This window comes from Ponticoccus litoralis (assembly GCF_039769985.1).
Classification (GTDB): Bacteria; Pseudomonadota; Alphaproteobacteria; order Rhodobacterales; family Rhodobacteraceae; genus Ponticoccus; species Ponticoccus litoralis.
Genome location: NZ_JBDNCH010000002.1, coordinates 3189896 through 3216540 on the forward strand (window position 1 = coordinate 3189896; position 26645 = coordinate 3216540).

Genomic DNA, 26645 nt, shown 5'->3' on the forward strand with positions numbered 1-26645 from the left:
TCTCCCTGTCCCATCGGCCAATGTCCGCCTGACCCGGCGGAAAGCCATGGAACGGTTTACAATGCGCTGGCGTTGCCATGGCAGATGCCGCAGGAGAGTGGCCAAGAAACTGACACGGAGTCGAGACAATGCGTACCCTTATCATCGCCCTTACGGCCTGCACCGCCCTTGCTGCCTGCGAAGGCACCGACCTCGAGCGCGGCGCGCTGGGTGCCGGCATCGCGGGTGGCGCGGCCATGGCGACCGGCGGCAACGTGGCGGGCGCCGCTGCGGTTGGCGGCCTCGCCGGGGTGGTCTGCGACGACGTCACGCCGCAGCTCTGCCGCTGACCTGACAGCCGGCCCGCGCGCCGGAACAGAGGGTGCGCCGTCGCTGACGGCGTCTCGCCCCATATCCATGCAACGCCGTCCGAAGCACAGGCTTCGGGCGGCGTTTGTCGTTGCACAACAGCGCCCCAAGGCGCGGAAGACGAAGGGACTGACATGTTCGACAAGATCCTGATCGCGAACCGGGGCGAAATCGCCTGCCGCGTCATCAAGACGGCCCGCAAGATGGGCATCAAGACGGTCGCCGTCTATTCGGACGCCGACCGCAACGCCCTGCATGTCGAAATGGCGGACGAGGCGGTGCACATCGGCCCGCCGCCCGCCAACCAGTCCTATATCGTGATCGACAAGATCATGGAGGCGATCAAGACCTCGGGCGCGCAGGCGGTGCATCCGGGTTATGGCTTCCTGTCCGAGAACGCCGGGTTCGCGCAGGCGCTGGAGGCCGCTGGCGTCGCCTTCGTCGGCCCGCCGGTCGGCGCCATCGAGAAGATGGGCGACAAGATCACCTCGAAGAAGATCGCCAAGGAGGCGGGCGTCTCGACGGTGCCCGGCTACATGGGCCTGATCGAGGACGCCGACGAGGCGGTGAAGATCAGCGGCGAGATCGGCTATCCGGTGATGATCAAGGCCTCCGCCGGTGGTGGCGGCAAGGGCATGCGCATCGCCTGGAACGACGAGGAGGCGCGTGAGGGCTTCCAATCGTCCAAGAACGAGGCGGCCAGCAGCTTTGGCGACGACCGAGATCTTCATCGAGAAGTTCGTCACCCAGCCGCGCCACATCGAGATCGAGGTGCTGTGCGACAGCCATGGCAACGGCATCTACCTGAACGAGCGGGAATGCTCGATCCAGCGCCGCAACCAGAAGGTCGTCGAAGAGGCGCCCAGCCCCTTCCTCGACGAGGCCACGCGCAAGGCCATGGGCGAGCAGGCGGTGGCGCTGGCCAAGGCGGTGGACTACGCCAGCGCGGGCACCGTGGAATTCATCGTCGATGGCGAGCGGAACTTCTACTTCCTCGAGATGAACACCCGTCTTCAGGTGGAACACCCGGTGACGGAACTGATCACCGGCGTCGACCTCGTGGAACAGATGATCCGCATCGCCAATGGCGAGGCCCTGTCGATCACCCAGGACGACGTGAAGATCGACGGCTGGGCCATCGAGAACCGGCTTTACGCCGAAGACCCCTATCGCAACTTCCTGCCTTCCATCGGGCGGCTGGCCCGCTACCGTCCGCCCGCCGAGGGCGATCTGGGCGAGGGCGTCGTGCGCAACGACACCGGCGTCTACGAGGGCGGCGAGATCTCGATGTACTACGACCCGATGATCGCCAAGCTTTGCACATGGGCGCCCACGCGCGCGCAGGCGATCGAGACCATGCGCCGCGCGCTCGACAGTTTCGAGGTCGAGGGCATCGGTCACAACCTGCCCTTCGTCGCCGCCGTGATGGATCACCCCAAGTTCATCTCGGGCGACATGACCACCGCCTTTATCGCCGAGGAATACCCCGAGGGCTTCGAGGGCGTGACGCTGGACGACAGCCAGCTGAAGCCCGTCGCGGCGGCGGCGGCGGCGATGAACCGCGTCGCCGAGATCCGGCGCACGCGGGTCTCGGGCCGTCTCGACAACCACGAACGCCGGGTCGGCTCGGACTGGGTCGTGGGGCTTCAGGGGCAGGACTTCGCGGTGACGGTCGAGGCCGATCAGGGCGGCTCCACCGTCCGCTTCGAGGACGGCACCACGCATCGGGTCGAGGGGGCGTGGACGCCGGGCGACAGCCTTGCGCATATGACCGTCGACGGCGCGGCGCTGGTGCTGAAGGTCGATAAGATCGTGCAGGGCTTCCGCCTTCGCACCCGCGGGGCCGACATGAAGGTCCACGTGCGCTCTCCGCGCCAGGCGGAACTGGCGAAGCTGATGCCCGAGAAGCTGCCGCCCGACACCTCGAAGCTGCTGCTCTGCCCGATGCCGGGGCTGATCGTGAAGGTCAATGTCGCCGAGGGCGACGAGGTGCAGGAGGGGCAGGCGCTCTGCACCGTCGAGGCGATGAAGATGGAGAACATCCTGCGCGCCGAACGCCGGGGCGTGGTGTCGAAGATCAACGCCGGGGCGGGCGACAGCCTTGCGGTGGACGACGTCATCATGGAGTTCGAGTGACATCATGCTCCGCGGCCTCCGCATCTGGCTCTTTCACGGGTTGGCCTTTCTGGCCGGCATGATCGTGTCGGCGGTGGTGGCCTCGGGGCTGATGGTGCTGGCGCCGGGCGGGGCACCGGCGGTGATTGCCGTCGCCGCGGCGGGGCTGACGCTGGGCTACCTGGTCTGGGCGGCGCTGGTCTGCCTGCTGCTGGACATGGCGGCCGGGCCGGTGCTGAAGCTGATCGGGCCGGGGCTGCTGATCGCCACGATGCTGGGCTATTTCGCGCTGATCTACTGGGAGGTGGCCACACCGACCGAGGGCAGCGTCCTGATCTACCTGCTTCTCTTCCTCGCCGGTGGCCTCTGGCTGTCGTTTCGACCCGAGGAATGGGAGGAATGAGCCCGCTGCCGGAAACCCTTTGGCAAGGCCCTTGCGCTAGCCTTTCCCTCGTGGACAACCACGGGGGGAAGGGCCTTGCGACGCGTCTTGATGCAATGGGCGGCCTGCTGGCGGGCGGGGGCGAAGGCCCTTGGCAAGGCGCTGTTGCGGTGCGGGCCGGTTCCGGCAAGGGCCTTCCGCGCGGGCCGCGGGCTGGGCGCCGACTGGCTGGCGGGGGCCTGTGGCCTTGCGCTGCTGGCGGGCTGCCTGCCGCTGGACCGGGAAGAGGCGGTGCGCAGGGAGGTCGGTCGCTTCGTCTTCCTGGCCCAGACGCGCGATTTCAGATCGACCGCGACCTGCACCGCCGCCTCGTTCGAGGTGATTTCGGACCAGTTGCGCACCACCGGCGGGCCGGTCCGGGTGTCCTCGGTGCGCGATGCGCTGCCGCGCTTGCAGAAGGGGCAGGCGGTGGCCTTCGAAATCCCCGGGGCCTCGCCCAATGCGATTTCCGAGGCGTTGATGTCGCTGTCCCTGCCGACCGGTCTGGGCCTTGTCTCGGCGGTGGTCGGCCCGGCGCGCGGCTGCATGTCAGAGGTCTTCAGGATGGATGTCGCGATGGTTCTCGCCTCGCCCGACACGGTGCTGGTCTACGACCCCGGACGCGATGCGGCGCTGCTGCTGTACCGGCCTTTGCCCATCGCCTTCTTCCTGCGCGGCACCGTCTGAGCGGGCTTTACCGCAGCGCGTCGCGGCGCTCGCGGACCTCCTGCTGGCGCAGCGGCTGCTTGTCGATCGAGCGGGTGATCTCGCGCACCGACCAGGGCGAGGGCTTGCGGGCGATGATCGTGCCGTCCTTGGCGATGATCGTCAGGGCGAAGCCGCGTGGCCGCAGCTTTTGCCGCACCGCGGTGCGCGCCGCCGGGTCGGTGTCGGTGATCACCACCACGTCGCGCTCTTCCAGCGCATCCAGCCGTTCTGTCAGCAAGGCCATCTGCTGCACGAACCGGGGGTCGGCGGCATTGTCCGCGAAGACCACGATGGGGCGCCGCAGCCAGATCCAGTCGTCCAGCGTGGTCTCGGCTGCGGAGCGGATCATCTCGAACGGCTCCGGGACGGTGACGTCCTGCTCGGCCCCCTGCGCGGCGCCGATCCCGGCCCAGAGGCCCAGTGTCACCACCGCGAATAGTCGGAAATGCTTGTTCATACGGCAAGATATAAGCCGCCCCCGGCGTTCTGCACAGTCCGCCACCGCCCGCCCGCGCGAAAATTTTATCTTTAACCGCCCGCTCACCCCGATCCCCGACACTCGCGGCACGGCGGCGCCGGTCGCCGCGGCGAAAGGATCGAAGAGCATGGACGTCATTCTGCATCTCGGCGCGCATCGCACCGGCTCCACCAGCTTTCAGCACTGGCTGCGCGCGCATCGCGCCGGGCTGCAGGCGGCGGGTATCGGGTTCTGGGGGCCGTGGCGCACGCGGTCGGGCCTGCTGAACGGCATCGCGGACCCGCGCCAGAGCGCGCAGGCGGCGGCGCGCCGCGCCGGGCGGCTGGGGCTGAACCTTGCCCGCGCGAAGCGGCACGGCCTTGGCGCGCTTGTGGTCTCGGACGAGAACATGCTTGGCACCCCCCGGCGCTGCCTGCGGCGGGGCGTGCTGTACCACGACGCGGGGGAACGTCTGGCGCGGCTGTCGCAGGCCTTTTGCCAGCCCCGGCGCATCGTGCTTCAGATCCGGTCGCTGGACGCCTGGTGGGCCTCCGGCATGGCCTGGCTGATCCCGCGCGGCGAGGCGGTTCCGGCGCCGGAGCATGTCGCGCGCATCGCGGGCAGCGCACGCAGCTGGCGCCATGTGGTGACCGATATCGCCTGCGCCTGCCCGGGCTCCGAGATCGTCGTGACCGCCTTCGAGACATACGGCAACCGGCCCGACCGGCTGCTTGCGGCCATGACCGGCCGGACCGACCGGATGCCGCTGCGCGCCGGGACCTTCTGGGCCAACCGGCGCCCCGACCTTGCGACCCTGCGCGCCTGCCTTGCCGGGCGCGGGCAGGACGGCGGAGCCCTGCGGGCGGATGGCCCGCGCTGGCAACCTTTCGACGCCGCACAGGTGGCGGAGCTGCGCGAACGCTATGCCGACGACCTCTTCTGGCTGATGTCGGGGGCGGACGGGCTGGCGAGCCTGAGACAAGAGGAAGCGCCCGCAAGACCGGGAATACATCCGGCGGCGGGCCTGAAAGACAAAGGACAAGGACATGACCGATCTGCCCGAAGACTGGCGCCGCATCGCCGAGAAGGAACTGCGCGGCAAGGCGCTTGAGGACCTGACGTGGAAGACCCTCGAGGGGATCGAGGTCAAGCCGCTCTATACCGCCGCCGACACCGAGGGGCTGCCGCACATGGGCAGCCTGCCGGGGGCGGAGCCCTTCACCCGGGGCGTCAAGGCGACGATGTACGCGGGCCGTCCCCGGACGATCCGGCAATACGCGGGGTTCTCGACGGCGGAGGAATCCAATGCCTTCTACCGGCGCGGGCTGGCGGCGGGGCAGCAGGGCGTGTCCGTGGCCTTCGACCTGGCCACCCACCGCGGCTATGACAGCGACCACCCCCGGGTCGAGGGCGATGTCGGCAAGGCGGGTGTGGCCATCGATTCCGTCGAGGACATGAAGATCCTCTTCGACGGCATCCCGCTGGATCAGGTCAGCGTCTCGATGACCATGAACGGCGCGGTGATCCCGGTGCTGGCGAGCTTCATCGTCACCGGCGAGGAACAGGGCCATTCGCGCGCGGTGCTGTCGGGGACCATCCAGAACGACATCCTGAAGGAGTTCATGGTCCGCAACACCTACATCTACCCGCCGGCGCCCTCGATGCGGATCATCTCGGACATCATCGAGTATACCTCGAACGAGATGCCGAAGTTCAATTCGATCTCGATCTCGGGCTACCACATGCAGGAGGCGGGCGCGAACCTTGTGCAGGAGCTGGCCTTCACGCTGGCGGACGGCAAGGAATACGTGAAGACCGCGACCGAGGCGGGCATGGATATCGACAAGTTCGCGGGGCGGTTGTCGTTCTTCTTCGCCATCGGCAAGAACTTCTTCATGGAGGCGGCCAAGCTGCGCGCGGCGCGGATGCTGTGGCACCGCATCATGACCGATCTCGGCGCGCAGAACCCGCGCTCGAAGATGCTGCGGACGCATTGCCAGACCTCGGGCGTGTCGCTGGCCGAGCAGGACCCGTACAACAACGTCATCCGCACGGCGTATGAGGCGATGAGCGCGGTGCTGGGCGGGACGCAGTCGCTGCACACCAACGCGCTGGACGAGGCGATTGCGCTGCCCACGGATTTCTCGGCCCGGATCGCGCGCAACACCCAGCTGATCCTGCAGGAAGAGACCGGTGTGACCAAGGTCGTCGATCCGCTGGCCGGGTCCTATTACGTCGAGAAGCTGACCCACGATCTGGCCGAGGCCGCGTGGAAGCTGATCGAAGAGGTCGACGAGATGGGTGGCATGACCCGCGCCGTCGAGAGCGGCATGCCCAAGCTGCGGATCGAGGAGGCCGCGGCGAAGCGGCAGGCCGATATCGACCGGGGCACCGACGTGATCGTGGGCGTCAACAAGTACCGGCTGGAAAAGGAGGATGACCTCGACATCCTCGATATCGACAACGCCAAGGTCCGCGCCGCGCAGGTGGCGCGGCTGGAGAAGATCCGCGCGACGCGCGACCAGGCCGCCTGCGACGCGGCGCTGGCCGAGCTGGAACGGCGCGCGCGGGAGGGCGGCAACCTGCTGGAAGCCGCGGTAGAGGCCGCCCGCGCACGGGCCACGGTCGGAGAGATCAGCATGGCAATGGAAAAGGAATTCGGACGGCACCGCGCCGAGGTGAAGACGCTGGCGGGTGTCTATGGCGCCGCATACGAGGGCGACGAGGGCTTTGCCGCGATCCAGAAGTCGGTGGAGGCCTTCGCCGAGGACGAGGGCCGGCGCCCGCGGATGCTGGTGGTGAAGATGGGGCAGGACGGCCACGACCGCGGCGCCAAGGTGATCGCCACGGCCTTTGCCGACATCGGCTTTGACGTCGACGTGGGCCCGCTGTTCCAGACGCCGGCCGAGGCGGCGCAGGACGCCATCGACAACGACGTGCATGTCATCGGCATCTCGTCGCAGGCGGCGGGCCACAAGACGCTGGCGCCGCAACTGGTCAAGGCGCTGCAGGCCGAGGGCGCGGGCGATATCATCGTGATCTGCGGCGGGGTGATCCCGCAGCAGGACTACGAGTTCCTCTACAAGGCCGGGGTCAAGGCGATCTTCGGCCCGGGGACCAATATTCCCGAGGCGGCGCTGGATATCCTGAAGCTGATCCGGGCGGCACGCTCGGAAGCGGCCTGAGACGGTGTTTCGCCCCGCTTGCGCGGGGCGACCGGCCGGGGGCCAGCCCCCGGACCCCCCGAGGTACTTGCAAGACCGAAGAAGGGCAGGGCCGGCATGAGACGCGCGCGCGCCCCGGGGCCGGAGGCGCCGGGGTCCGCAGGGGGGCGCGAGCGGTGCGCGCCTATTTCGTCAGGATCAGTTTTCCGGCGCGGGTGATGCGCAGGATGTAGGTCTGGCCGTCCAGCACGATTTCGGCCTTCACGCCATCGGTGATCAGGTCGTGGGCGTCGTAGACCGGCGTGGCACCCTGGGCGGCGGCGGTGACGGGTTCGGGAGCGCGGCTCATGAAGGTCATCGTGCCTCTTCCCCGCCGCGGGTCTTGCGGTCGATCAGCGCCTCGAGCGCGAGGTCACCGATGGCCGATGCATCGGCGCCGGTCTCGATCAGCGTCTTCCAGTCGGGAGTGCGGGGCGCCCGGTCCTGCGTCCTTTGGGTCATTGTCGTTCCTCTTGTCCGACATCCGGGCTTCCTTGGCGGTGGCTGGGACGGGCGCGGCGTCGCGCCTGTTTCTTGCAAAGGTGACGGATCGAGTCGCCTTTTCAGCACCTGTTTTTCATAACCTATTATTTTAGTCAAGAATATCCGGGGCCGGGGAGCGGGGCCGGGTGTGGACTGTCTGATCCATGGGCCGCCTGCACAAGGCAAAGCGTACGCGGATCGCTCCGCGGCTCGCTGTGTTTCTGCCGGTTGGCGCTGGCCTATTGTGCCGCCTGCACCTCTGCCGGGGCGGGTTCCGTGCTGGACAGGCGCAGGGCGACGAAGCCCGTGACGCCCGAGATCAGCGACCCGCAGAGCACGCCCAGCCGCACGCCGTTCATCAGTTCCTGATCGTCGAAGCTGAGAGAGCCGATGAACAGCGACATGGTAAAGCCGATCCCCGCAAGACAGGCGACGCCGAAGATCTGCGCCCAGTTCGCGCCATGCGGTTTGCGGGCGAGGCCCGGGCGCACCATCAGGTAGGTGATGCCGAAAACGCCGACCATCTTGCCCAGCACCAGCCCCGAGGCGATGCCAAGCGGCAGCGGCGCGAGAAGATCGGCAAAGCTGATGCCGGTCAGCACCACGCCGGCATTGGCGAAGGCGAAGATCGGGATGATGCCGAAGAGCACGTAGGGCGCAAGCCCATGCTCGATCGAATGCAGAGGCGACTTGCCCCATTTGTCCTTGAGCGGGATGAAGAAGGCGGTCAGCACGCCGGCCAGCGTCGCATGGACCCCGGATTTCAGCACGAAGAACCACATCACCACGCCAAGCAGCAGGATCGGTGCCACGCGGTGCCAGCGCCGCATGTTCATCCAGAACATCAGCACCGCCGGGATCAGCGCGAGGAAGAGGTAATCGACCTTCAGCTCGGCGGTATAGAACAAGGCGATGATCAGGATCGCGCCCATGTCGTCGAGGATCGCCAGCGTCAGCAGGAAGATCTTCAGCGACGAGGGCACGCGGTCGCCCACCAGCGCCAGAACCCCCAGCGCGAAGGCGATATCGGTCGCCGCCGGGATCGCCCAGCCGCCGACCGTCACCGGGTTGCCCCAGTTGAAGGCCGGGAAGAACAGCGCCGGCAGCACCATGCCGCCCACCGCCGCCATGCCGGGCAGCACCACGTCCGAGGGGTTCTTGAGTTTGCCTTCCAGCAATTCGCGCTTCAGTTCCAGCCCGATGAGGAAGAAGAAGATCGCCATGAGGCCGTCGTTGATCCACAGGATCAGGGGTTTTTCCAGCCCCTCACCGCTGATGGTGACGGCCAGATAGGCGCCCAGCACGCCCTCGTAGACGCCGGAAAGCGCCGAATTGGCCACGATCATGGCCGCCAGGGCCGCGACGATCAGCAGGATGCCCCCTGAGGCTTCGTGCGAAAAGAAGCGGTCGATGGCGCGTAAAAGCATTAAGAGTCCCCCGTTTGGAATGATGGTTTTTCACGTGGGGCTGAATCGTTCCAAATCAACGTCCGAAATGCACATTTAGTGCTTTCTTGCGCCTTCCGACCGAACTAACTTTCTGCATCCGCACGGTCACACGGCAGGGTCCATGGAAAAGCTGGTACTCGATCACATCGCTGTTCTTGCTGCCTCTCTGGCAGAGGCGACCTCTCATGCCGAGCGCACGCTGGGGCAGCCGCTGTCGCCCGGCGGGACACATGCCCGCTTTGGCACCCACAACCAGTTGATCGCGCTGGCCCCGGATCTGTACCTCGAAGCGATCGCGGTGGATCCTTCGGCGCCGGATCCGCAGGACGCGCGGTGGTTCGGGCTGGACAGTTTTTCCGGGCCGGCGCGGCTGGACAAGTGGATCTGCCGGGTCGCGGACCTGGATGCGGCGCTGGCGGTTTTCCCGATGGCCGGGCGCCCGGTGTCCCCGGAACGCGGGGCGCTGCGCTGGCGCATTGCGGTGCCCGAGGACGGTGCGCTGCCCTTCGACGGGGTCTTTCCGGCGCTGATCCAGTGGCAAAGCCCGGTGCCGCCGGGCAAGGCCCTGACCGCCTCGGGCCTGACGCTGGAGCGGCTGACCGTGACCCATCCCGAGATCGAGGCCCTGGAGGCGCTGCTGGCGCCGCATCTGGATGCGCCGCTGGTGCGCTTTGCCAGGGGCGCGCGGGCGGGTCTGGCGGCGCAGGTGAAACGGCCCGACGAGATCGTCACGCTGACCTGAGCGCAGGGCGCCGCTGCCAAAGGCCCGTCGCCGGATGCATCAGGCGGGGTTTTTGCACTGCCGCACAGTTTTTCGCTCATGCAGAAAAATCCCGTGATTCCCGCCCTGACAGTCGGGGCGCTTCCGCGTAAGATGACCCCATGTCGATCTGGACGCGCATATCGCAGGCCCTTCAGGCCCTTGCCTCGGGCGAGGGTCTTGGCACCGTCTTCGAACGGCTGCGCACACCGCCCGAGCGGTCGGTGGCCTTTACCATCGCGGTCATTGCCCTGTCGGCGAAGATGGCCAAGGCCGACGGGCTTGTGACCCGCGCCGAGGTCACCGCCTTCCGCGAGGTCTTTTCGATCCCGCCGGAGGAAGAGCCCAACGCCGCCCGTGTCTTCAACCTGGCCCGGCAGGACGTGGCGGGGTTCGAGGATTACGCCCGCCGCATCGCCGCCATGTTCGAGCGCGACAAGAGCACCCTGTGCGACCTGCTCGAGGGGCTGTTCCATATCGCCATGGCGGATGGCACCTACCACCCGGCAGAGGATGCCTTCCTGACCCGGGTGGCAGAGCTGTTCGGCCTGTCCGAGACCCGCTTTCGCGCGATCCGCGCCCGTTTCGTGCCGGACGCGGTGCCCGATCCCTACACGGTGCTGGGCGTCAGCCCGGACATGCCGCTGAAGGAGATCCGGGCCGAGTGGCGCAAGCTGGTGCGCGACAGCCACCCCGACCGGATGATCGCCCGCGGCGTTCCCGAAGAGGCGGTGAAGATGTCCGAGCGCAAGATGATCGCCATCAACCGCGCACTGGGAAGAGATCTCGGCCCGCGAAACCGCCTGAACCGCCGTGCGCCTTGCGACCTACAATGTGGAATGGTTCGACGCGCTCTTCGACGACGACGGGCGGCTGCTGCGGGACGATGGACCGACGAAACGCCCTGACGTCACCCGGGGCATGCAGGCCGAGGCGCTGGGGCGGGTCTTCCGCGCCATGGATGCCGATGCGGTCATGGTGATCGAGGCCCCGGACACCGGCAGCCGCCGCTCCACCATCCGCGCCCTTGGGGCCTTTGCCGAGATCTACGGCCTGCGCACGGATGCGGTGGCCACCGGCTTTGCCAACGAGACCCAGCAGGAAATCGCGCTGCTTTACGACCCGCAGGTGCTGGTGGCACGCCATGATCCGCAAGAGGGCGCCGGGGCACCGCGCTTCGACGGCGTATTCGGCATCGACCTCGACGTGGACGCGACCGAGGATCGCGTGACCTTCTCCAAGCCGCCGCTGGAACTGGCGGTTCAGGGGGCCGGGGGCAGGGTGCTGCGCCTGATCGGCGCGCATCTGAAGTCCAAGGCGCCGCATGGGGCGCGCAGCCGCGATGCGGTCATGCGCCTGTCCATCGCCAACCGGCGCAAGCAACTGGCGCAGGCGATCTGGCTGCGCCGCCGCATCGAGACGCATCTGGCCGCCGGCGAGAGCCTGATCGTGATGGGCGATCTCAACGACGGGCCGGGGCTTGACGAATACGAGGATCTCTTCGGGCGCTCTTCGGTCGAGATCGTGCTTGGGACGCCGCCGGGGCCGGTGCTCTACGATCCGCATGCCTCCGAGGCGCTGGCCAGCCGGCTTGGCGCCCAGCCCTCGACCGCGCGCTTCTTCCTGAAGGATCGCGGGCGCTACCTGCAGGCGCTGCTCGACTACGTTATGATTTCGCCGGACCTGTGCGCGCTGGCGCCCCGCTGGCGCATCTGGCACCCCTTCGACGACCCCCAGTGCTGGGCGGACGCATCCCTGCGCCGGGCGCTTCTGGACGCGTCGGATCATTTCCCGGTGACGCTGGATATCGCGTTCTGAGCAATGGAACGGTGGGGGTAGGCGGCCTGTCGTGGGGCGGTCAGCCGTGTCGTCCGGACCGGCGGCGCGACACTGGCGCCCTGTCCGAGGGTGTTTGAAAAACCAGGGAAGTCAGGGCGCTGCGACCGGGTCCGCCCTGTCGCCGGATGCGCCCCTTTTTTCCGACGCGGCGACGCGCTATAATCGCCGCCATGAAACCGATTGCCGCCGTCTTTTGCCTTGCTGTTCTGACCGCTCCGGCTGCCGCGCAGGAGGCCGATGAGGGCCTGAGCCTGATGGAAGAGGGGGCGCGCCTGTTCTTCCGGGGGCTGATGTCCGAGATGGATCCGGCGCTCGAGGAACTGGAGGGGATGGCTGACGACATGCTGCCCCTGCTGCGCGAGTTGCGGGCAGAGATGGGGCCGGCCTTCCGCAGGCTGCTGGAAGAGGTCGACGACTGGTCGGCCTATCGTGCGCCCGAGATCCTGCCCAACGGTGACATCATCCTGCGGCGCAAGGTTCCGCTGACGCCCGATGATGAGGCGCCCGAGGCCCCGGAGGAAGGCCCCGTCGATCTGTAATCCCCCGTGTCGTGATGTTGCCGGTGGTCCGCCCTTGCGGGTAAGGGCCGGGCAGGCATCTTGGCAGGGTGCCACTGCCGGTGATCGCCACGGCGTGCGAGGGGGCGGGCCCGAGGCCGTTTCCGTCGCCGCAGGCGGTGATGCCGGGGCGGCGGGTGCGGCGCGGGGCTGCCAGCGGTCGCGGCGCGACAGACGTGCCGGACGCGGGGGGTCGTCTGTCAGGCCTCCGCAGCGATCTTCCAGCTATCGGCCTTCAGCGAGTCGGCCAGCGATTTGAACCGGGACTCGGCCACTTCGTTGTAAAGCACATGGCTCTCGGACCCCAGGTGAAGCGTCAGCGTGGCCTGTTCCGGCTGCCAGTCCAGCCGTGCCCGCCCGTCGACGTCCCGCAGGGTCCAGAGCATGGCCCCGAAGCGCATCGCCTTGCCCAGCACCTCGGCCTCTTGCTGGTGCGCCGCGTCGAGCATGGCGAAGAGGTCTTCGAACCGCGTGCCCTCGCGCTTGTTGCGGTAGCGATGCATCAGCGCCATGCCCAGCCAGACGCGCTCCCAGTGCTTCAGCCCGCCAAGGTTGGCCCGGGTGGCATTGTCGAAGCAGATCTCGGCCCGGTAGTCCGGGTGGGCGCGCCAGCTGACGTCGTGCAGCAGGCAGGCCGCCTTGATCAGCCGCCGCCGCGCCGGGCCGCTGTCGGGGAACAGCGGCAGCACGAAATCGTAGAGGTCGCGCCCGAACCCGGGGTTGCGGGCGTCCTTGGCCTCGGCAAAGCGGCAGGCCTCGACCAGCGGATCGCGGTCGCGCAGCACCTGCGGCATCTGTTCGTACAAAAGCCCCTCGCGGATGCCGTAGGAGGACACCGCGATGTCCTGCGGCTGAAAGGCCTCGACCACCTGTGCCAGGACCTCGGCGGCGTAGGGCACCAGCGCCATCCGGGTCGAGGAAATGCCGCAGCGCTTGCGCAGCGCGTCCGGGTCCTGTCCTTCGAGAAAGGCCAGCGTCTCGCGCACGCTTTCAGCATCCATGCGGTACTCGTGCAGCACATGCAGCGGGTAGCCACGCCGTTCCATGTCGATCTTGGCGATCGAGCGCCAGCTGCCGCCGACCAGGAAAAGCCGGTCGCGCTGCGTGCCCATATGGGCGACCAGCCGGTCGATCTCGGCGCGAATGTGTTTCTCGCGCGCCTTGCGCCCGCCGTCGATGTCCTTCAGCTTCAGCGGCCCCAGCGCCGAGGTGATGCGGCGCCCCACCGACCCGCCCGAGATCTCTGCCAGTTCCATCGACGAGCCGCCGATGTCGCAGACCAGCCCGTAGGAGCCGGGCCAGCCCAGCAGCACGCCCTGCGCCGACAGCCGGGCCTCTTCGGTGCCGTCGATGACCCAGACCTTCAGGCCGGTCTCGCTTTCCAGCTGGCGGCGGAACTCCGGCCCGTCCTGTGCATCGCGCATGGCGGCGGTGGCCACCACGGTCAGGTCTTCCAGCCCCATGCCCTCCGCCAGCTTGCCGAAGCGGCGCATGGCCTTCAGCGCGCGGTCGCGCCCTTCCGGGTTCAGATGTCCGGTTTCGTTCATCCCGGCGCCCAGACCGCAGAGCACCTTTTCGTTGAAGAAGTAGGCCGGGCTGCGCGCGGCGCCGTCGAAGACCACCATCCGCACCGAGTTGGAGCCGATGTCGACCACCCCGACGCGCGACAGGGCGCGGGCCTCCGGGTCGTTGAACAGGGGCCTGCCGAATGGGCTCCAGTGGCCGTGAGTGTCCTCGTCGCCGTCCATATGTCTTCCCCGAGTACCTTGGGGGCGGTTCTGCCGACTGGCGCCGCCGGGGTCAATCGCTAGCGGCAACGCAAATCGGATTTTCGCAGGGTCACTTTCCGCGGCAGGGGCTGGGTGGCGTCCCGGTCTGCCTGCGGCGCCCGGGGTAGGGGACACGGGCCGCGCGGACGTTCGAGCGCGACAATGTCAGCGGAGAAAGGCCCGCCGACGCCTGCCTGCCCGGCGTACCGCGACAGGCCGGGGCATGAAAAAAGGGGCGGCCCGGCAGGGCAGCCCCATGTCACTCGTCAATACCGTAACGCGGTTATACCACGGATTTGCCTCTGACGGCGCGTGCGATCATCATGACCACGAAGAGGACGAGGAAGATCACGAAGAGGATCTTGGCGATCCCGGCAGAGGCCGCGGCCACGCCGCCGAAGCCCGAGGATCCCGGCGATGATCGCCACAACAAGGAATGTCAGTGCCCAGCCAAGCATTTGAACCTCCATCTTTATTGTCGAATGTCAGCTGTTTCGACAACGCGCGGCGGTGCAAAAGGTTGCATGGGCCGGGATCGGGGCCTCAGCCCTGATAGGTGTGCCGGTAGAAGACATGCACGCCGATGCGCGCGGTCCGGCGGTACTTGGACGACCAGTTGGGGCGCACGGCGGTCGTGTGGTAATGCGTCGCGCCTTCGGTCAGGGCGCGCGGGGCGCCATCCAGCACCGCGCGGGCGACCTTGCCCACACGCTCCCGGGCGCCGGGCTCGCGGATCGCTTCGGGGTGGCCGTCGCAGGTATAGGTGAACTGGCAGCCGAACTTGCGCCCGGTGCCCTGATGGATCACGCCGCAGACCGACTGCGGGAAGCGGGACGAGGCGACACGGTTCATGATGACCTCGGCCACGGCGAACTGCCCCTTCACCGTCTCGCCGCGCGCCTCGAAGTACAGCGCCTCTGCAAGGCAGCGCCATTCCGCGCCGCCCGAGGGCTTGGGCTGACGGGACAGCCAGTCGGTGGTGTAGCGAATGCCGCCGGCGCCCTGAACAGAGGCCACCGGCGTCACCAGCGCCTTGAGGTGGCCGTCGTCGACACGGGCAAGCGCGCGCTTTTCCAGCGAAACGAATTGGGCCGCGGTGCGGGCGGGATCGGCGGCGGCGGGCATAGCGGCAAGCGCTGCCACAAGGGCAACGGCACAGCGAAGGGCATTCATCATCGGGCGTCTCGTTCAGCTTCGGGATGCCCCGACGCCTTGGCAGCGACATCCGGGACCGGAGCCTGATACGGAATTTCGCCATTTCCGTAAACCGCGCGAGGATTTTGGGCGGATTCGTGCCGATCGGGGCGCCAGATGCCTTTCTTTCGGGCATCTTATGTATGCGGCCCGCTGCCGCAGGGCAGAGCGGAAAACCCCCGCCGGGTCAGAGCTTGGGCGGCAGCTTCACCCCTTGGCCCGCAGCGCCAGCTGGGCGGCGGCAAGTCGCGCAACCGGCACCCGGAAGGACGAGCAACTGACGTAGTCCATGCCCACATCGCGGCAGAAGGCGATGGAATCGGGGTTGCCGCCATGTTCGCCGCAGATCGACAGGGTGATGCCGGGATTCGCGGCGCGGCTGCGCTCTGCGCCGACCGCCAGCAATTCGCCGACGCCGTCGGTGTCGAGCACATGGAAGGGGTCTTCGTTGAACACGCCCTGACTGACGTAGTCGGACATGAAGCGCCCCGCGTCGTCGCGTGACAGCCCGTAGGTCATCTGCGTCAGGTCGTTGGTGCCGAAGGACAGGAAATGCGCGAAGGGCGCAATCTCGGCGGCGCGCAGGCAGGCGCGCGGGGTTTCGGCCATGACGCCCAGCCGGAAGGTGAAATCGCGGTCGCGTTCGGTGCGCACGGCGGTGGCGACCGCTTCGATCCGGTCGCGCAGCAGTTCGACCTCGCGTTTGGCACTGACCAGAGGCAGCATGATTTCCGGCACCACGGGCGGCGCGCCCTCGTGGCTGGCGTCCAGCGTCGCCTCGAAGATCGCGCGGGCCTGCATGTCGTAGATCTCGGGCACGGTGATTCCCAGACGCACGCCGCGCAGGCCCAGCATGGGGTTGTACTCGCCCAGAGATTGCACGCGCCGGGTAACGTCCGACACCGGCAGGTCCAGCGCCTCGGCCAGATCGCGCAGGCCGTGGCGGTCGGTGGGCAGGAATTCGTGCAGCGGCGGATCGAACAGGCGGATGCAGACCGGCATGCCTTCCATGATGCGGAAAAGCTCTGTGAAATCCTTGCGTTGCATCGGCAAAAGGATCGCCAGCGCCGCCTGCCGGTCCTGCGGGGTATCGGCAAAGATCATCTCGCGCATGGGCGTCAGGCGGTCGGCCTCGAAGAACATGTGTTCGGTCCGGCACAGCCCGATACCCTGCGCGGCAAAGTTGCGCGCGGTGGCGGCATCCTTGGGCGTGTCGGCATTGGCGCGAATGTCGATATCGCGCGCCGCATCGGCCCAGCCCATCAGCACGTGGAAGGCCTCGTCCAGCGCCGCCTCGACGGTCGCGGGGCTGCCCTCCAGCACGTCGCCGCTGGTGCCGTCGATGGTGATCACGTCACCCTCGCGGAAAACCTGCCCGCGCTCGGAGGTCAGGGTCTTGCGCTGCAGGTTGAACCGCAGCCGCGCCGCGCCCACCACGCAGGGCAGGCCGAGGCCGCGCCCGATCACGGCGGCGTGGCTGGTCATGCCGCCGCGCTCGGTCAGCACGCCGACGGCGGCATGCATGCCGCGCACATCCTCGGGCGAGGTCTCGCGCCGGACAAGGATGCAGGGCTCGTTGCGGGCGGTGCTGGCCAGCGCCTCGGCGGCGGAGAAGACGATTCGCCCCGTGGCCGCGCCCGGAGAGGCGGCAATGCCGCGCCCGATGACGCTGCGGGCGGCGCCGGGGGCGATCTGGCGGTGCAGCAGTTCCGAGACGGCGCGCGGCTCGATCCGCATGACCGCCTCTTCGGGGGTGATGATGCCATCCTCTGCCAGCCGCACGGCGATGCGCAGGGCGGCGCGGGTGCTGCGCGGCACCAGCACCCCGTCGAGGATATGCAGCGTGCCGTTCTGGATGGTGAATTCGATCTGCATCTCGGCGCGCAGGCGGCGGCGCATGACGCCCGCGTAGTCCTTGAGCAGGGCAAAGGCCTCGGGCGCGGCCTCTTCCGAGGGAGCGCCCGCGCGGGTCGCGTTCCAGATAGAGGCTGTCGGCCCCGCCGGTCAGCGCCTCGCGGCCACTGGCTCTGGCTGAGGTAGCGCCCGGTGATCTGGGGCAGGCCGGTCTGGCTGTCGACCAGTTGCAGTACGCCCGAGCCGCATTCGCCACGGCCCAGCCCCGGTGCCATTTCCTGCACCACCAGTCCCAGCCCGGCGTCGACGGGCGCGCCCCGGGCCTGCCGCAGCAGGCGGGCGGTCGTGCCCTCCCAGGCGCGGGCCATGGAGCGCAGGACCTCGGCCAGCTGGCGCTGCGGGTCCTGCGGAAAGGGCTCTTCGGCCTCTTCCTCATAGGCGGCGAGCGCGCGGGCAAGGCCTTCCTCGTCGCTTCCGTCGATCTCGTCGAAGAGATCCGGGTCGAGCCGGGCGACATGGACGGCATAGGCCTCGACGAAGCGCAGGTAGAGGCCGGCGGCGGCCTCGGCGCCGATGTTCTCGGCGAGAGAGGCGAGGCGGGCGTCGTTCATGCCGATGTTGAGGATCGCGCCGGGGCCGCCCCAGTCGGTTTCCTGCGAGGAGGGGCGGACGCAGAGCAGCGCATCGGGGTCGAAGGCGGCGGTCAGCGCCGCCATGTCGGGCAGGTTGCCCTGCGCGATGGCATGGACCGAGTCGAAGGACAGCGCGACGGTGCGCGGCACCGGCAGGCTGAGGCGCACCAGCCTTTGCAGGCATTTCGCCCGGCTGCCATGGGTCGGCGGGGACATCGGGGAGGTCGGCGTGATCAGCGTCACGTGGGGATTGTCGTCGCTTGGTTTCTGCACTGCGGCACCTTTTCTTTGGGCGCAGAATACGGCTGCGGCGCCGTCTGGCAAGATGGGCAAGCGTCGCGGGTGACGGCGGCGCGGCGGCGGATCCCACGCGCGGGTGTCACGAGAGGCTGCGTCGGATGCCTCCGGCGGGGATATTTTTGGACAGAAGAAGGGCGGGGCGCGTTCTTGTGGGGGCCGGTTGTGGCGGTGCGCGGGGGGATTTGGGCGGGTCTTCAGATAGAGAAGGCGGCAGCGGGGTTCTGTCGCGGCAGATCGCGGTGCCGGGGGCGCGGATCGGGTGCTTCGGCGGGGCTGGCCGTATGTTCGGCGGGCGGCGGCCCTTTGGGGGCCGCCGTCGGGTGGTCAGCCCTCGATCCGCGTCAGGTCGGCGACCTGCAGGCAGGTCTGGCGGATGCGGCTGAGCAGGTTGAGCCGGTTGCGGCGCACCACCGAATTGTCGCTGTTGACCTGCACCGCCTCGAAGAAGGCGTCGATGGGGGCGCGGAGCGTGGCCATGGCCTCCATCGCGGTGGCGAAGTCCTCGGCTTCCATCGCGGGTTTGATGCGGGTGTCGACGCGCGTCGAGGGACGTGAAGAGCGCGCGTTCCTCGTCGGTCTCGGCGAACTTGGGGTCGGCGCCGTAGGAATATTCGACGCCGTCCTTTTCCTCGGCCTGCGTGAGGATGTTGTTGGCGCGCTTGAAGCCCTGCACGAGGTTCTTGCCGTCTTCGGTCTTCAGGACGGTGGCCATGGCCTCGGCGCGCTTCACCAGCAGGGTGAGGTCGTCGGCTCGGGGCATGGCGAGGCAGGCGTCGATGACGTCATGCGGGATGCCCTCGGCGCGCAGGTGGACCTTGAGCCGGTCGTGGATGAAGGCGAGGAGGTCGGAGGAAATGGCTGGGTCAAGATCGTGAGGTTTGGGATCGTGTAGGCCCCCGGACTCATCGATCTTGGCAACGATTGTCTTTCCGAAGGCAGACCCATGGGCGCGCGTGATTGCGACTTTGAGTAGTTCTGCCAACTCAAACCGCAAGCCATTTGCCAGCACCAGCCGGATCACCCCCAGGGCGGCGCGGCGGAGGGCGTAGGGGTCTTTCGACCCGGTGGGCTTTTCGTCGATGGCCCAGAAGCCGGTCAGCGTGTCGATCTTGTCGGCCAGCGCCACGGCGACCGAGACCGGCGCCGTGGGCACGGCGTCGGAGGGGCCGAGCGGCGAGTAGTGTTCCTGTGCCGCCGCCGCGACGGCCTCGGGCAGGCCCGCGGCCTCGGCGTAGTAGCGGCCCATGAGGCCCTGCAATTCGGGGAATTCGTAGACCATTTCCGACGAGAGGTCGGCCTTTGCGACCTGCGCGGCCTGTTCGGCCTGATCCGCCTCGGCGCCGACCAGCGGGGCGAGGTCGCGGGCAAGCGCCGCGATGCGGTCGATGCGGTCCTTCTGCGACCCGAGCTTGTTGTGGAAGGTCACGTTGGACAGGCGGTCGGTCCAGGCGCTCAGGCCCGCGTCCTTCGCCACGCGCAGGTCGTTGTCCCAGAAAAACTTCGCATCCGACAGGCGCGCCGCAAGCACCTTCTGGTTGCCCGCGAGAATGGTGGCGCCGTTGTCCGCCGTCTCGACATTCGCCACGGTCACGAATTTCTCGATCCGGCCCGTCCCGGGGTTTTTCACCGAGAAGAACTTCTGGTGTTCCTTCATCGAGGTCTGCAGCACCTCGGGCGGCAGGCCGAGGAAGGCCTCGTCGATCTCGCCCATCAGCACCACGGGCCATTCGACCAGCCCCCCGACCTCGGCCAGCAGGCCCTCGTCGTCGACCACCTCAAGCCCCTGCGCGAAGGCCGCGCTGGCGGCGTCGTTGCGGATGGTCTCGGCGCGCTCGCCGGCGTCCAGCACCACGAAGGCGCGCTTGAGCTTGGCCGCGTAGTCGTCGAAGCCACTGACCGTGAAGGCGGCGGGGGCGAGAAAGCGGTGGCCCTCGGTCTCGGCGCCCGCCTTGATGCCGTCGATGTCGAGCGGCACGACCTCGGCGCCGCCCTCGTCCGAGAGCAGGCAGAGGATGCGGTGCAGCGGGCGGACCCAGCGCAGCGTGCCCGCGCCCCAGCGCATCGACTTGGGCCGGGGAAGGTCCGAATGGTCTTTTCCAGCACCTCGGCGACGATGGCCTGCGCGGGGCGGCCCTCGGTCATGACGGTGGCGTAATAGAAGGCGCCCTTCTTCTCTTCGCGCTCTTCCAGCTGGTCGCGGGTGACACCGGCGCCGCGCAGGAAGCCCTCGATCGCCTTGTCGGGCGCGCCGACCTTGGGGCCGCGGCGCTCTTCGCGCAGGGTGGGAGAGTTGGCGGTCAGCCCCTCGATCGCCAGCGCGAGGCGGCGGGGCGTATGAAAGGCCCGGGCGGCGGCATAGGTCAGACCGGCCTCGACCAGACCGTCGGTCACCATCTTCTGCAGGTCGGAGGCGGCGCGGGCCTGCATCCGTGCCGGGATTTCCTCGGAGAAGAGTTCGATCAGAAGGTCGGGCATGACGTCTTTTCCCTGCGGCATCGTGGTCGGGGGTGATTACCGGGCCGGGGCAGGGGCGGCAAGCGGATATGGCGGGACTCGTGGGGGCCAGTGGACCGAGGGGCGCTGCCCCTCGGGCTCCCCGAGGTATTTGCCGGACCAAAGAAGGGGCAGGGTGCGGGTGCGTCGGTTCGATTTAGGGAACCTGTCTCTGCGCCGGGGCTGGCGGCAGCGCGGGGGAATGCAGAGTCTTGGCGGCAGTGGAGAGGGGCGGGGCCCTTCGCAGGCCCCGCCCACGGCTTGTCAGGCGGTGGCCTCGGCCAGCTTGCCCTCGGCCTTCAGCCCGGCGCGGCGGGCGAAGGTCATGACGTCCTCGCCGGAGTGCGCGGGCACGACGCGGTAGAGCGCTTCGACGAGGTTCTCGATGGCGAATCCGATCAGGCCGAGGCCGATGGCGCCCAGCAGCAGGCGCCCGAAGGGCTGCGAGCGGATCATGTGCAGCGCCTCGCCGACGCCGCCTGCCTCGCCGGGGTCGGCGGTCAGGGCGGCGTAGAGGATCAGCGCGCCGATCGCCGCGATCACCACGCCCTGCGCCACGCATCCGGCCTTCATCGCCGGGTCGAGACTGCGGGTCGTGGGGGTGACGCGGATGTGGTCCTTGTAGGTCTCGGCATGGCCCTTGTAGACGTAGTAGCCCCCGGCGCCGATGGTGCCGAGACCGATGGCGCCGACGATCAGCGGCCCGTAGGGCAGGGCCATCACTTGCGCGGTCAGGCTTTGGGTGCCGCCGCCCTCACCGCCGCCGCCGCGCAGCGCGGTGGTCAGAACAGAGACACCCAGACCGGCGTGAATGGCCCCGGTGACCAGAAGCCCGGCGCGGGCGAAGAGGCCCCCGGCATCGGTGCCCCGGCATTCCAGATCCATCCAGGCGGCGATGACGCGCCAGAGGGCATAGGCGATCAGCCCCAGCCCGATGGCCCAGAGCGCGATCAGCCCCGAGGTCTGGCCCTTGAGGTCGGCCAGCGCATCGGTGGTGCCCTGCGCCTGCCCCCCTGCCATGCGGCGAGGACGGCCAGGCCCCCCACGACGGTATAGGTGGCGGCGCGGGCGCCGTAGCCGGCGCGCATCACGGGCACCACCCAGGCGGGGGCTTTGTCGGACATTGTCTTGCTCCTCTCGGTTGCGAGAGAAGCGCCTGAGGGGCGATCGGGTTCCCGGATTGTCCGGAAACAGGGCGCTGGCATGGGCAACAGCGGCGAAGGATCCGTTCGGCTGGACAGCTGCGCCGCCAGCGGGCGGGACAAGGCGGGGCCGCCGGCGCCGGGCGGCCCGTGCTGTCAGTCGCGCGGCGGGCAGTCCTCGCCCAGCGGCGTGCCGTCATAGGCCTTGGCGCCGCAGTCGTTGATCTCGTGCCAGACGTAGCCGCGGCCCTGCTCGGTGATCGCCACGACCCGGTCGATGCCCCATTCGATGTTGCGCACTCCGGTGAAGACCTGCGCGCGGCCCGCCGCGATCTCTGTCCCCAGCGCCTCGGCGTCGAAGCAGTCGAACCACGCGGGCGTGATCTTGGGTTCCGCGCCCTCGTAGGGGGCGTAGGTCGCGGTCAGCTCGGGCAGCGACAGCGCCGTGGTGAAGCAGGCGCGGTAGCGGATCGGAGAGCTGTCGGCGTCGATGCCTTCGAAGGCCTCGACGGGGATGACCTCGGGCGTGCCCGCCAGCGTCGTCAGCTGGACGTCCTCGCCGGTCGGCTCGACGGTGTCGTAGAAGGCGTAGACGTTGGTGTACCAGACGCCGAAGCCCGCAGCCAGGGCGCAGAAGACCGTCAGCCCGGCAAGGAACTGGCCCATCCTCACGCCGCGAACCCTCCGGCTTCTGTCTGGACGAAGGCATCGGCGCACATCTTGGCCAGTGCCCGGACGCGACCGATATAGGCCTGCCGCTCGGTGACCGAGATCACGCCGCGCGCGTCCAGGAGGTTGAAGATATGGCTGGCCTTGATGGTCTGGTCATAGGCGGGATGCGCCATGACGATGCGCTTGCCGGTCTTCGGGTCCTCGTGCGGCTGCGACAGGATGCGGGCGCATTCGGCCTCGGCCTCTTCGAAATGGCGCAGCAGCACCTCGGTGTCCGCCACGTCGAAGTTCCAGCGCGAGTATTCCTCTTCGGTCTGGCGGAAGATGTCGCCATAGGTCAGCGGCTGCGGGCTTTGCGGGTTGTTGAAGGGCATCTCCATGACGTGGTCGATGCCCAGCACATACATGGCCAGACGCTCCAGCCCATAGGTCAGCTCGCCCGAGACCGGGGTGCAGTCGTGGCCGCCGACCTGCTGGAAATAGGTGAACTGGCTGACTTCCATGCCGTCGCACCAGACCTCCCAGCCCAGCCCCCAGGCGCCCAGCGTCGGGCTTTCCCAGTCGTCCTCGACGAAGCGCACGTCGTGCTGGCCCATGTCGATGCCGATGGCCTCGAGCGAGCCCAGGTACAGCGCCTGAAGGTCCGGCGGGCTGGGTTTGATCAGCACCTGATACTGGTAGTAGTGCTGCAACCGGTTGGGGTTCTCGCCATAGCGCCCGTCGGTGGGGCGGCGCGAGGGCTGCACATAGGCGGCGGCCCAGGGTTTGGACCCCAGCGCGCGCAGGGTGGTGGCCGGGTGGAAGGTGCCGGCGCCCACTTCCATGTCGTAGGGTTGCAGGATGGCGCAGCCCTTGGAGGCCCAGTAGGTCTGAAGCGCCAGGATGATCTCCTCGGAAACAGGCGGGTTTCGTCTGGGTGGGGACGGTCTGAACCATGGTCCGTGGGCTCCTTCCGGCAGGTTGGCGCCTGATTGCCGCATTTCGCGCCGGGCTTCAATGACCAACGGGACCGCGCGGCGGGACGCATGATCGCAGCGGCTGTGGCGGCGCGATGCCGCCGGGGGTGCCCGGGCAGGGCGGTGGGCAGGCCATCGCGGTGGGCGCCCTACGGGGCGGGGCGCTTTGCGGCATGGGCGCCGCGCTGGCGGGTCATCACGGCAGGCTCCGCCCGGTGCCGGGGGCCTTTGGCGCCCGGAACAGCCGGGGCGCCGCCGCAGGGTTCCGAGCTCGGGCCTGTGCGTCCTGACCGCTGTTGTCGCGGCGCCGCGCCGTGTCCACGCATCGGCAAGGGTGGGCCGCCGCGATGTGCCGCCCCCGTCACATCTGCTTTACGTGGCCGCGAACGCCCTTGATTTTGCGTGCAACCCGCCGGGGCTGCCCTTAAGACATTGGGGAACTGTTCACGAGGGAGCCCGGGGCCGACAGAGGCCCGATTGACCATGACGAAAACGTTTCTCGCCACTGGCCGCTGCGGCCTTCATCGCCGTACAATCCGCCTCCGCGCAGTCTCCGGATGACAGCGTCTTTATCCAGCTTGAGGCCCGGACCTCGCTGAACAGTGCGCAGGCCAGCGTGCGGACCTACGCCGACCGGCTTCAGGACGTCAGCGGCTTTGCGCTGGGTGGCGGTTGGTACGGCATCGCCATCGGCCCCTTCACCCGCGCCGAGGCAGAGCGCCAGTTGCAGGACCTGCGGGCGCGTCGCGCGATTCCGCTCGACAGCTACATCGAAACCGCCGATGCCTACGGCCGCCAGTTCTGGCCCGTCGGTGCCAACGCGCAGCGCATACCGCAGCCCCCGCGCCACAGCCCGAGCCGGTGCAACAGGCGCAGACCGCGCCGGTGGTCGAGCCGGTGCAGGCCGCGCCCGAGGCCGCGCCGGTGCAGCCCGCACCGGTCCCCGAGGAAACCCCGCGCGAGGCCCGTGCCTCGGAGGCGCAACTGACCCGGGCAGAGCGCGACGAGTTGCAGATCGCCCTGGAATGGGCCGGTTTCTACCAGGGCCGCATCGACGGCGCCTTTGGTGGCGGCACCCGGCGTTCCATGGCCGCATGGCAGGCCGAGAACGGCCACGACGCCACCGGCATCCTGACCACCCGCCAGCGTGACCAGCTTCTGGGGCAATATTACGCCGTGCTCGAAGGCATGGAGCTGGCCCGCTACGCCGATCCGCGCGCCGGGATCGCCATGGACCTGCCCATGGGCGTGCTGGAATTCGACCGCTACGAGGCGCCCTTCGCGATCTTCCGCCCCTCGGGCGATCTTCAGGCCCGCGCGCTGCTGATCTCGCAGCCCGGAGACCTGTCGGCAATGAATGGCCTTTACGAGGTCATGCAGACGCTGGAGATCGTCCCGCTGGAGGGTGAGCGCAGCCGCGACAACGGCGGCTTTGTCATCGAGGGGGCCAACGATCGCATCGTCAGCCATACCGAGGTCTCGCTGCGCAACGGCCAGATCAAGGGCTTCACGCTGATCTGGCCCGCGGGCGACGAGGAACGCCGGACCCGCGTGCTGGGCCTGATGCGCGCCAGCTTCGAGCGTACCGAGGGCGTTCTCAGCGCCGCCGAGGTCAGCGACGACGGCCAGTCCGTCGATCTGGTGTCCGGTCTCAAGGTGCGCACAGCCAAGGCCACGGGCTCGGGCTTCTTCATCGAGACGCGCGGCACGGTGCTGACCTCGTCGGACATGGTTGCCTCTTGCGAGCGGATCACCCTGAACGGCGTCTACACGGCGCGGGTTCTGGCGTCCGATCCGGCGCTGGGTGTTGCCGTGCTGATGCCTGAAGACCGGCTGGCGCCGCGCCGTGTCGCGCAGTTCCGCGCCGGTGATCCCCGCCTGCAATCCGAGGTCGCGGTTGCGGGCTTCTCCTTCGGTGGGGTGCTGGCGGCGCCTACGCTGACCTTCGGCACGCTTGAGGACCTGCGCGGCCTCGGCGGCGAGGAAGAGATGAAGCGCCTTGCCCTTGCGGCGCTGCCCGGCGACGTGGGCGGCCCGGTCTTCGACGCGGGCGGCACCGTGCTGGGCATGCTGCTGCCGCGCGGCGACGAAGAGGGGCGGCGGCTGCCGGACGAGGTGAGCTTTGCCGCCAAGGGCGAGATGATCCTCGACTTCCTGCGCGACAATGGCATCCAGCCGGTCGCGCGCGGCGGAATGGGCCCGATGGCGCCCGAAGACCTGACCGCGCTGGCGACCGACATGACGGTGCTGGTGGGCTGCTGGTAAGGCCGCCACCGACAGCGCAAGAGACGCCCCCGCGAGAGGACCTCGCGGGGGCTTTTTCATGCGCGCAGGGCCGCTGACGGGCTTTGCCGGTTTGACAGGGGGCACGCGCCAGAGGGGGATTGCGGTACACCACCCGGCGCCGCGGCAAGGCGGCCCCGGGATTTGCACATGTTCAAGGCGGCAGGGCCTTCGCCCCGCCGCCCCGTTTACCCCCGCAGGCGGTGATGCAGCACGATGGGCACGACGAGGTCCTCCTCGTCGGTCAGGTGCCGGTCGAGAAAGCCGTTCAGCCCCTCCAGCGTGTCGCGCAGCGGCTTCGCCTCTTCGGCCATGCCGGCGGGGTCCAGCGTTTCCAGCGTGATCACCCGGTTGGCCTGCCGGGTAAGCCGGTCGAGCCGTTCGTCCAGAACCACATGGTCCGCCTCCAGCATCTCCAGCCCGCGGGCAAAGCGGGCATCGGCGGCTTCGAGTTCCGGGAAGAAGCGCCGGTCCTCCCGGGCGTGGTGCCCGTGCAGGTTGCCCACCAGCCGCCCGCCGAAGGCGCCCAGCCGTTCCGCGTAAAGGTCCTCTGGCGTCTCCCCGTCCAGAAACCGCTCTGTCTCTGTCTGCAGCAGCGCGCCGATCTGGCGAAAGCCCAGATGTGCCCCCATCCATTGGCGGGTGGCCTTGTGAAAGCCCGGGTGATCCGGCCAGCCGTCGCGTGGCAGGTCCCGATAGAGGGTCCGCATTTCGGGCGGAAGCCCCTCGCGTTGGGTGATGTCGTAAGTCATGACACCCAAATCGGGATTGCGTTATATCATAACAATACGCATGGACGCACAGAGGTGCTGCCGCCGCGCACCCTTTTCAGTGCCTGAGTGCTGTCTTCCGTCAAGGGCTGTGCGCGGGGCGTCGGGACCGGCGGGGCCAATCCATCCGGCCAGACAGGGGGCCGCAGGCCCGGTCAAACGACGCGGCACAAGGGGCCGGATGACCCGGGCACGCCCCGGAATACCCTGTGCCCCAAAGAGAAAGGGGGCCGCAGGGGCC

The 26645-nt window shown here is 68.5% G+C and carries 20 protein-coding genes and 5 pseudogenes; 12 read left to right on the plus strand and 13 right to left on the minus strand.

Annotation, left to right across the window (positions count from 1 at the left end; genetic code table 11):
• Positions 1–128: 128 nt before the first annotated feature.
• From ABFB10_RS16845 to ABFB10_RS16860, 4 genes and pseudogenes are all read left to right on the plus strand, one after another.
• Complete coding sequence (locus ABFB10_RS16845) at positions 129–329, plus strand: hypothetical protein (protein ID WP_347167381.1); 201 nt, start codon at positions 129–131, stop codon at positions 327–329.
• A 153-nt stretch (positions 330–482) separates the two neighbouring features.
• Positions 483–2484, plus strand: a pseudogene (locus ABFB10_RS16850) (acetyl-CoA carboxylase biotin carboxylase subunit).
• A 4-nt stretch (positions 2485–2488) separates the two neighbouring features.
• A complete protein-coding gene (locus ABFB10_RS16855) occupies positions 2489–2866 on the plus strand; it encodes a hypothetical protein (protein ID WP_347167382.1) in 378 nt (125 codons plus the stop codon).
• A 75-nt stretch (positions 2867–2941) separates the two neighbouring features.
• Entirely contained in the window at positions 2942–3571 is a 630-nt protein-coding gene (locus ABFB10_RS16860) for a hypothetical protein (protein WP_347167383.1), read from the plus strand.
• Between the two features lie 7 nt (positions 3572–3578).
• Here ABFB10_RS16860 and ABFB10_RS16865 read toward each other — a convergent pair whose 3' ends face one another.
• Positions 3579–4049, minus strand: a complete 471-nt coding sequence (locus tag ABFB10_RS16865; protein ID WP_347167384.1) for a DUF4174 domain-containing protein — start codon at positions 4047–4049, stop codon at positions 3579–3581.
• 148 nt (positions 4050–4197) lie between these two features.
• Between ABFB10_RS16865 and ABFB10_RS16870 the strand changes: the two genes are divergently transcribed.
• A complete protein-coding gene (locus tag ABFB10_RS16870; protein ID WP_347167385.1) occupies positions 4198–5160 on the plus strand; it encodes a hypothetical protein in 963 nt (320 codons plus the stop codon).
• Complete coding sequence (scpA, locus tag ABFB10_RS16875; protein WP_347167386.1) at positions 5096–7234, plus strand: methylmalonyl-CoA mutase; 2139 nt, start codon at positions 5096–5098, stop codon at positions 7232–7234. Before ABFB10_RS16870 ends, scpA begins: the two co-directional genes overlap by 65 nt.
• 163 nt (positions 7235–7397) lie before the next feature.
• On the opposite strand, the gene hemP is transcribed toward scpA, so the two are convergent.
• From hemP to nhaA, 3 genes are all read right to left on the minus strand, one after another.
• A complete protein-coding gene (gene hemP / locus ABFB10_RS16880; protein ID WP_347167387.1) occupies positions 7398–7571 on the minus strand; it encodes a hemin uptake protein HemP in 174 nt (57 codons plus the stop codon).
• A complete protein-coding gene (locus ABFB10_RS16885) occupies positions 7568–7714 on the minus strand; it encodes a hypothetical protein (RefSeq protein ID WP_347167388.1) in 147 nt (48 codons plus the stop codon). Before ABFB10_RS16885 ends, hemP begins: the two co-directional genes overlap by 4 nt.
• A 260-nt stretch (positions 7715–7974) precedes the next feature.
• The gene (gene nhaA, locus ABFB10_RS16890) at positions 7975–9162 is read right to left on the minus strand and encodes a Na+/H+ antiporter NhaA (RefSeq protein ID WP_347167389.1); all 1188 of its coding nucleotides are present in this window, start codon (positions 9160–9162) and stop codon (positions 7975–7977) included.
• Positions 9163–9304: 142 nt separating this feature from the next.
• On the opposite strand from nhaA, the gene ABFB10_RS16895 reads away from it, so the two are divergent.
• The 4 genes and pseudogenes from ABFB10_RS16895 (at position 9305) to ABFB10_RS16910 (ending at position 12321) form a co-directional block, all read left to right on the plus strand.
• Positions 9305–9925, plus strand: coding sequence for a VOC family protein (locus tag ABFB10_RS16895; RefSeq protein ID WP_347167390.1), 621 nt, complete (start codon positions 9305–9307; stop codon positions 9923–9925).
• 140 nt (positions 9926–10065) lie between these two features.
• A pseudogene (locus ABFB10_RS16900) lies at positions 10066–10750 on the plus strand (TerB family tellurite resistance protein).
• Between the two features lie 6 nt (positions 10751–10756).
• Positions 10757–11761: an endonuclease/exonuclease/phosphatase family protein gene (locus ABFB10_RS16905; protein ID WP_347167391.1), complete on the plus strand. Its 1005-nt coding sequence runs from the start codon at positions 10757–10759 to the stop codon at positions 11759–11761.
• 191 nt (positions 11762–11952) lie between these two features.
• Positions 11953–12321, plus strand: a complete 369-nt coding sequence (locus tag ABFB10_RS16910) for a hypothetical protein (RefSeq protein WP_347167392.1) — start codon at positions 11953–11955, stop codon at positions 12319–12321.
• Positions 12322–12539: 218 nt separating this feature from the next.
• Here the strand turns inward: ABFB10_RS16910 and ABFB10_RS16915 are convergent, their stop codons facing one another.
• From ABFB10_RS16915 to ABFB10_RS16930, 4 genes and pseudogenes are all read right to left on the minus strand, one after another.
• Positions 12540–14087, minus strand: coding sequence for a Ppx/GppA family phosphatase (locus ABFB10_RS16915; RefSeq protein WP_347167393.1), 1548 nt, complete (start codon positions 14085–14087; stop codon positions 12540–12542).
• A 304-nt stretch (positions 14088–14391) separates the two neighbouring features.
• Positions 14392–14566, minus strand: a pseudogene (locus ABFB10_RS16920) (DUF1328 domain-containing protein).
• An 85-nt stretch (positions 14567–14651) separates the two neighbouring features.
• A complete protein-coding gene (locus tag ABFB10_RS16925; RefSeq protein WP_347167394.1) occupies positions 14652–15284 on the minus strand; it encodes a cell wall hydrolase in 633 nt (210 codons plus the stop codon).
• Positions 15285–15509: 225 nt separating this feature from the next.
• A pseudogene (locus tag ABFB10_RS16930) lies at positions 15510–18004 on the minus strand (putative PEP-binding protein).
• Here ABFB10_RS16930 and ABFB10_RS16935 point away from each other — a divergent pair.
• Positions 17895–18134: a hypothetical protein gene (locus ABFB10_RS16935; protein ID WP_347168085.1), complete on the plus strand. Its 240-nt coding sequence runs from the start codon at positions 17895–17897 to the stop codon at positions 18132–18134. The pseudogene ABFB10_RS16930 and the gene ABFB10_RS16935 sit on opposite strands and share 110 nt — an antisense overlap.
• Before the next feature lie 278 nt (positions 18135–18412).
• On the opposite strand, the pseudogene glyS reads toward ABFB10_RS16935, so the two are convergent.
• The 4 genes and pseudogenes from glyS to ABFB10_RS16955 all read right to left on the minus strand — a co-directional run bounded on the left by glyS (position 18413) and on the right by ABFB10_RS16955 (position 23375).
• Positions 18413–20563: pseudogene (glyS, locus tag ABFB10_RS16940) on the minus strand (glycine--tRNA ligase subunit beta).
• 282 nt (positions 20564–20845) lie between these two features.
• On the minus strand, positions 20846–21601 hold the full coding sequence (locus ABFB10_RS16945; RefSeq protein ID WP_347167395.1) for a DUF1206 domain-containing protein: 756 nt from the start codon (positions 21599–21601) through the stop codon (positions 20846–20848).
• 278 nt (positions 21602–21879) lie between these two features.
• Complete coding sequence (locus ABFB10_RS16950; RefSeq protein WP_347168050.1) at positions 21880–22389, minus strand: DUF6446 family protein; 510 nt, start codon at positions 22387–22389, stop codon at positions 21880–21882.
• 2 nt (positions 22390–22391) lie between these two features.
• Entirely contained in the window at positions 22392–23375 is a 984-nt protein-coding gene (locus ABFB10_RS16955; protein WP_347167396.1) for a glycine--tRNA ligase subunit alpha, read from the minus strand.
• A gap of 837 nt (positions 23376–24212) precedes the next feature.
• Between ABFB10_RS16955 and ABFB10_RS16960 the strand changes: the two genes are divergently transcribed.
• Positions 24213–25616 carry a serine protease gene (locus tag ABFB10_RS16960; RefSeq protein WP_347167397.1) on the plus strand — a complete coding sequence of 468 codons (1404 nt, stop codon included), beginning with the start codon at positions 24213–24215 and terminating at the stop codon, positions 25614–25616.
• Positions 25617–25822: 206 nt separating this feature from the next.
• Here the strand turns inward: ABFB10_RS16960 and ABFB10_RS16965 are convergent, their stop codons facing one another.
• Positions 25823–26386: a hemerythrin domain-containing protein gene (locus tag ABFB10_RS16965; RefSeq protein ID WP_347167398.1), complete on the minus strand. Its 564-nt coding sequence runs from the start codon at positions 26384–26386 to the stop codon at positions 25823–25825.
• Positions 26387–26645 lie beyond the last annotated feature (259 nt).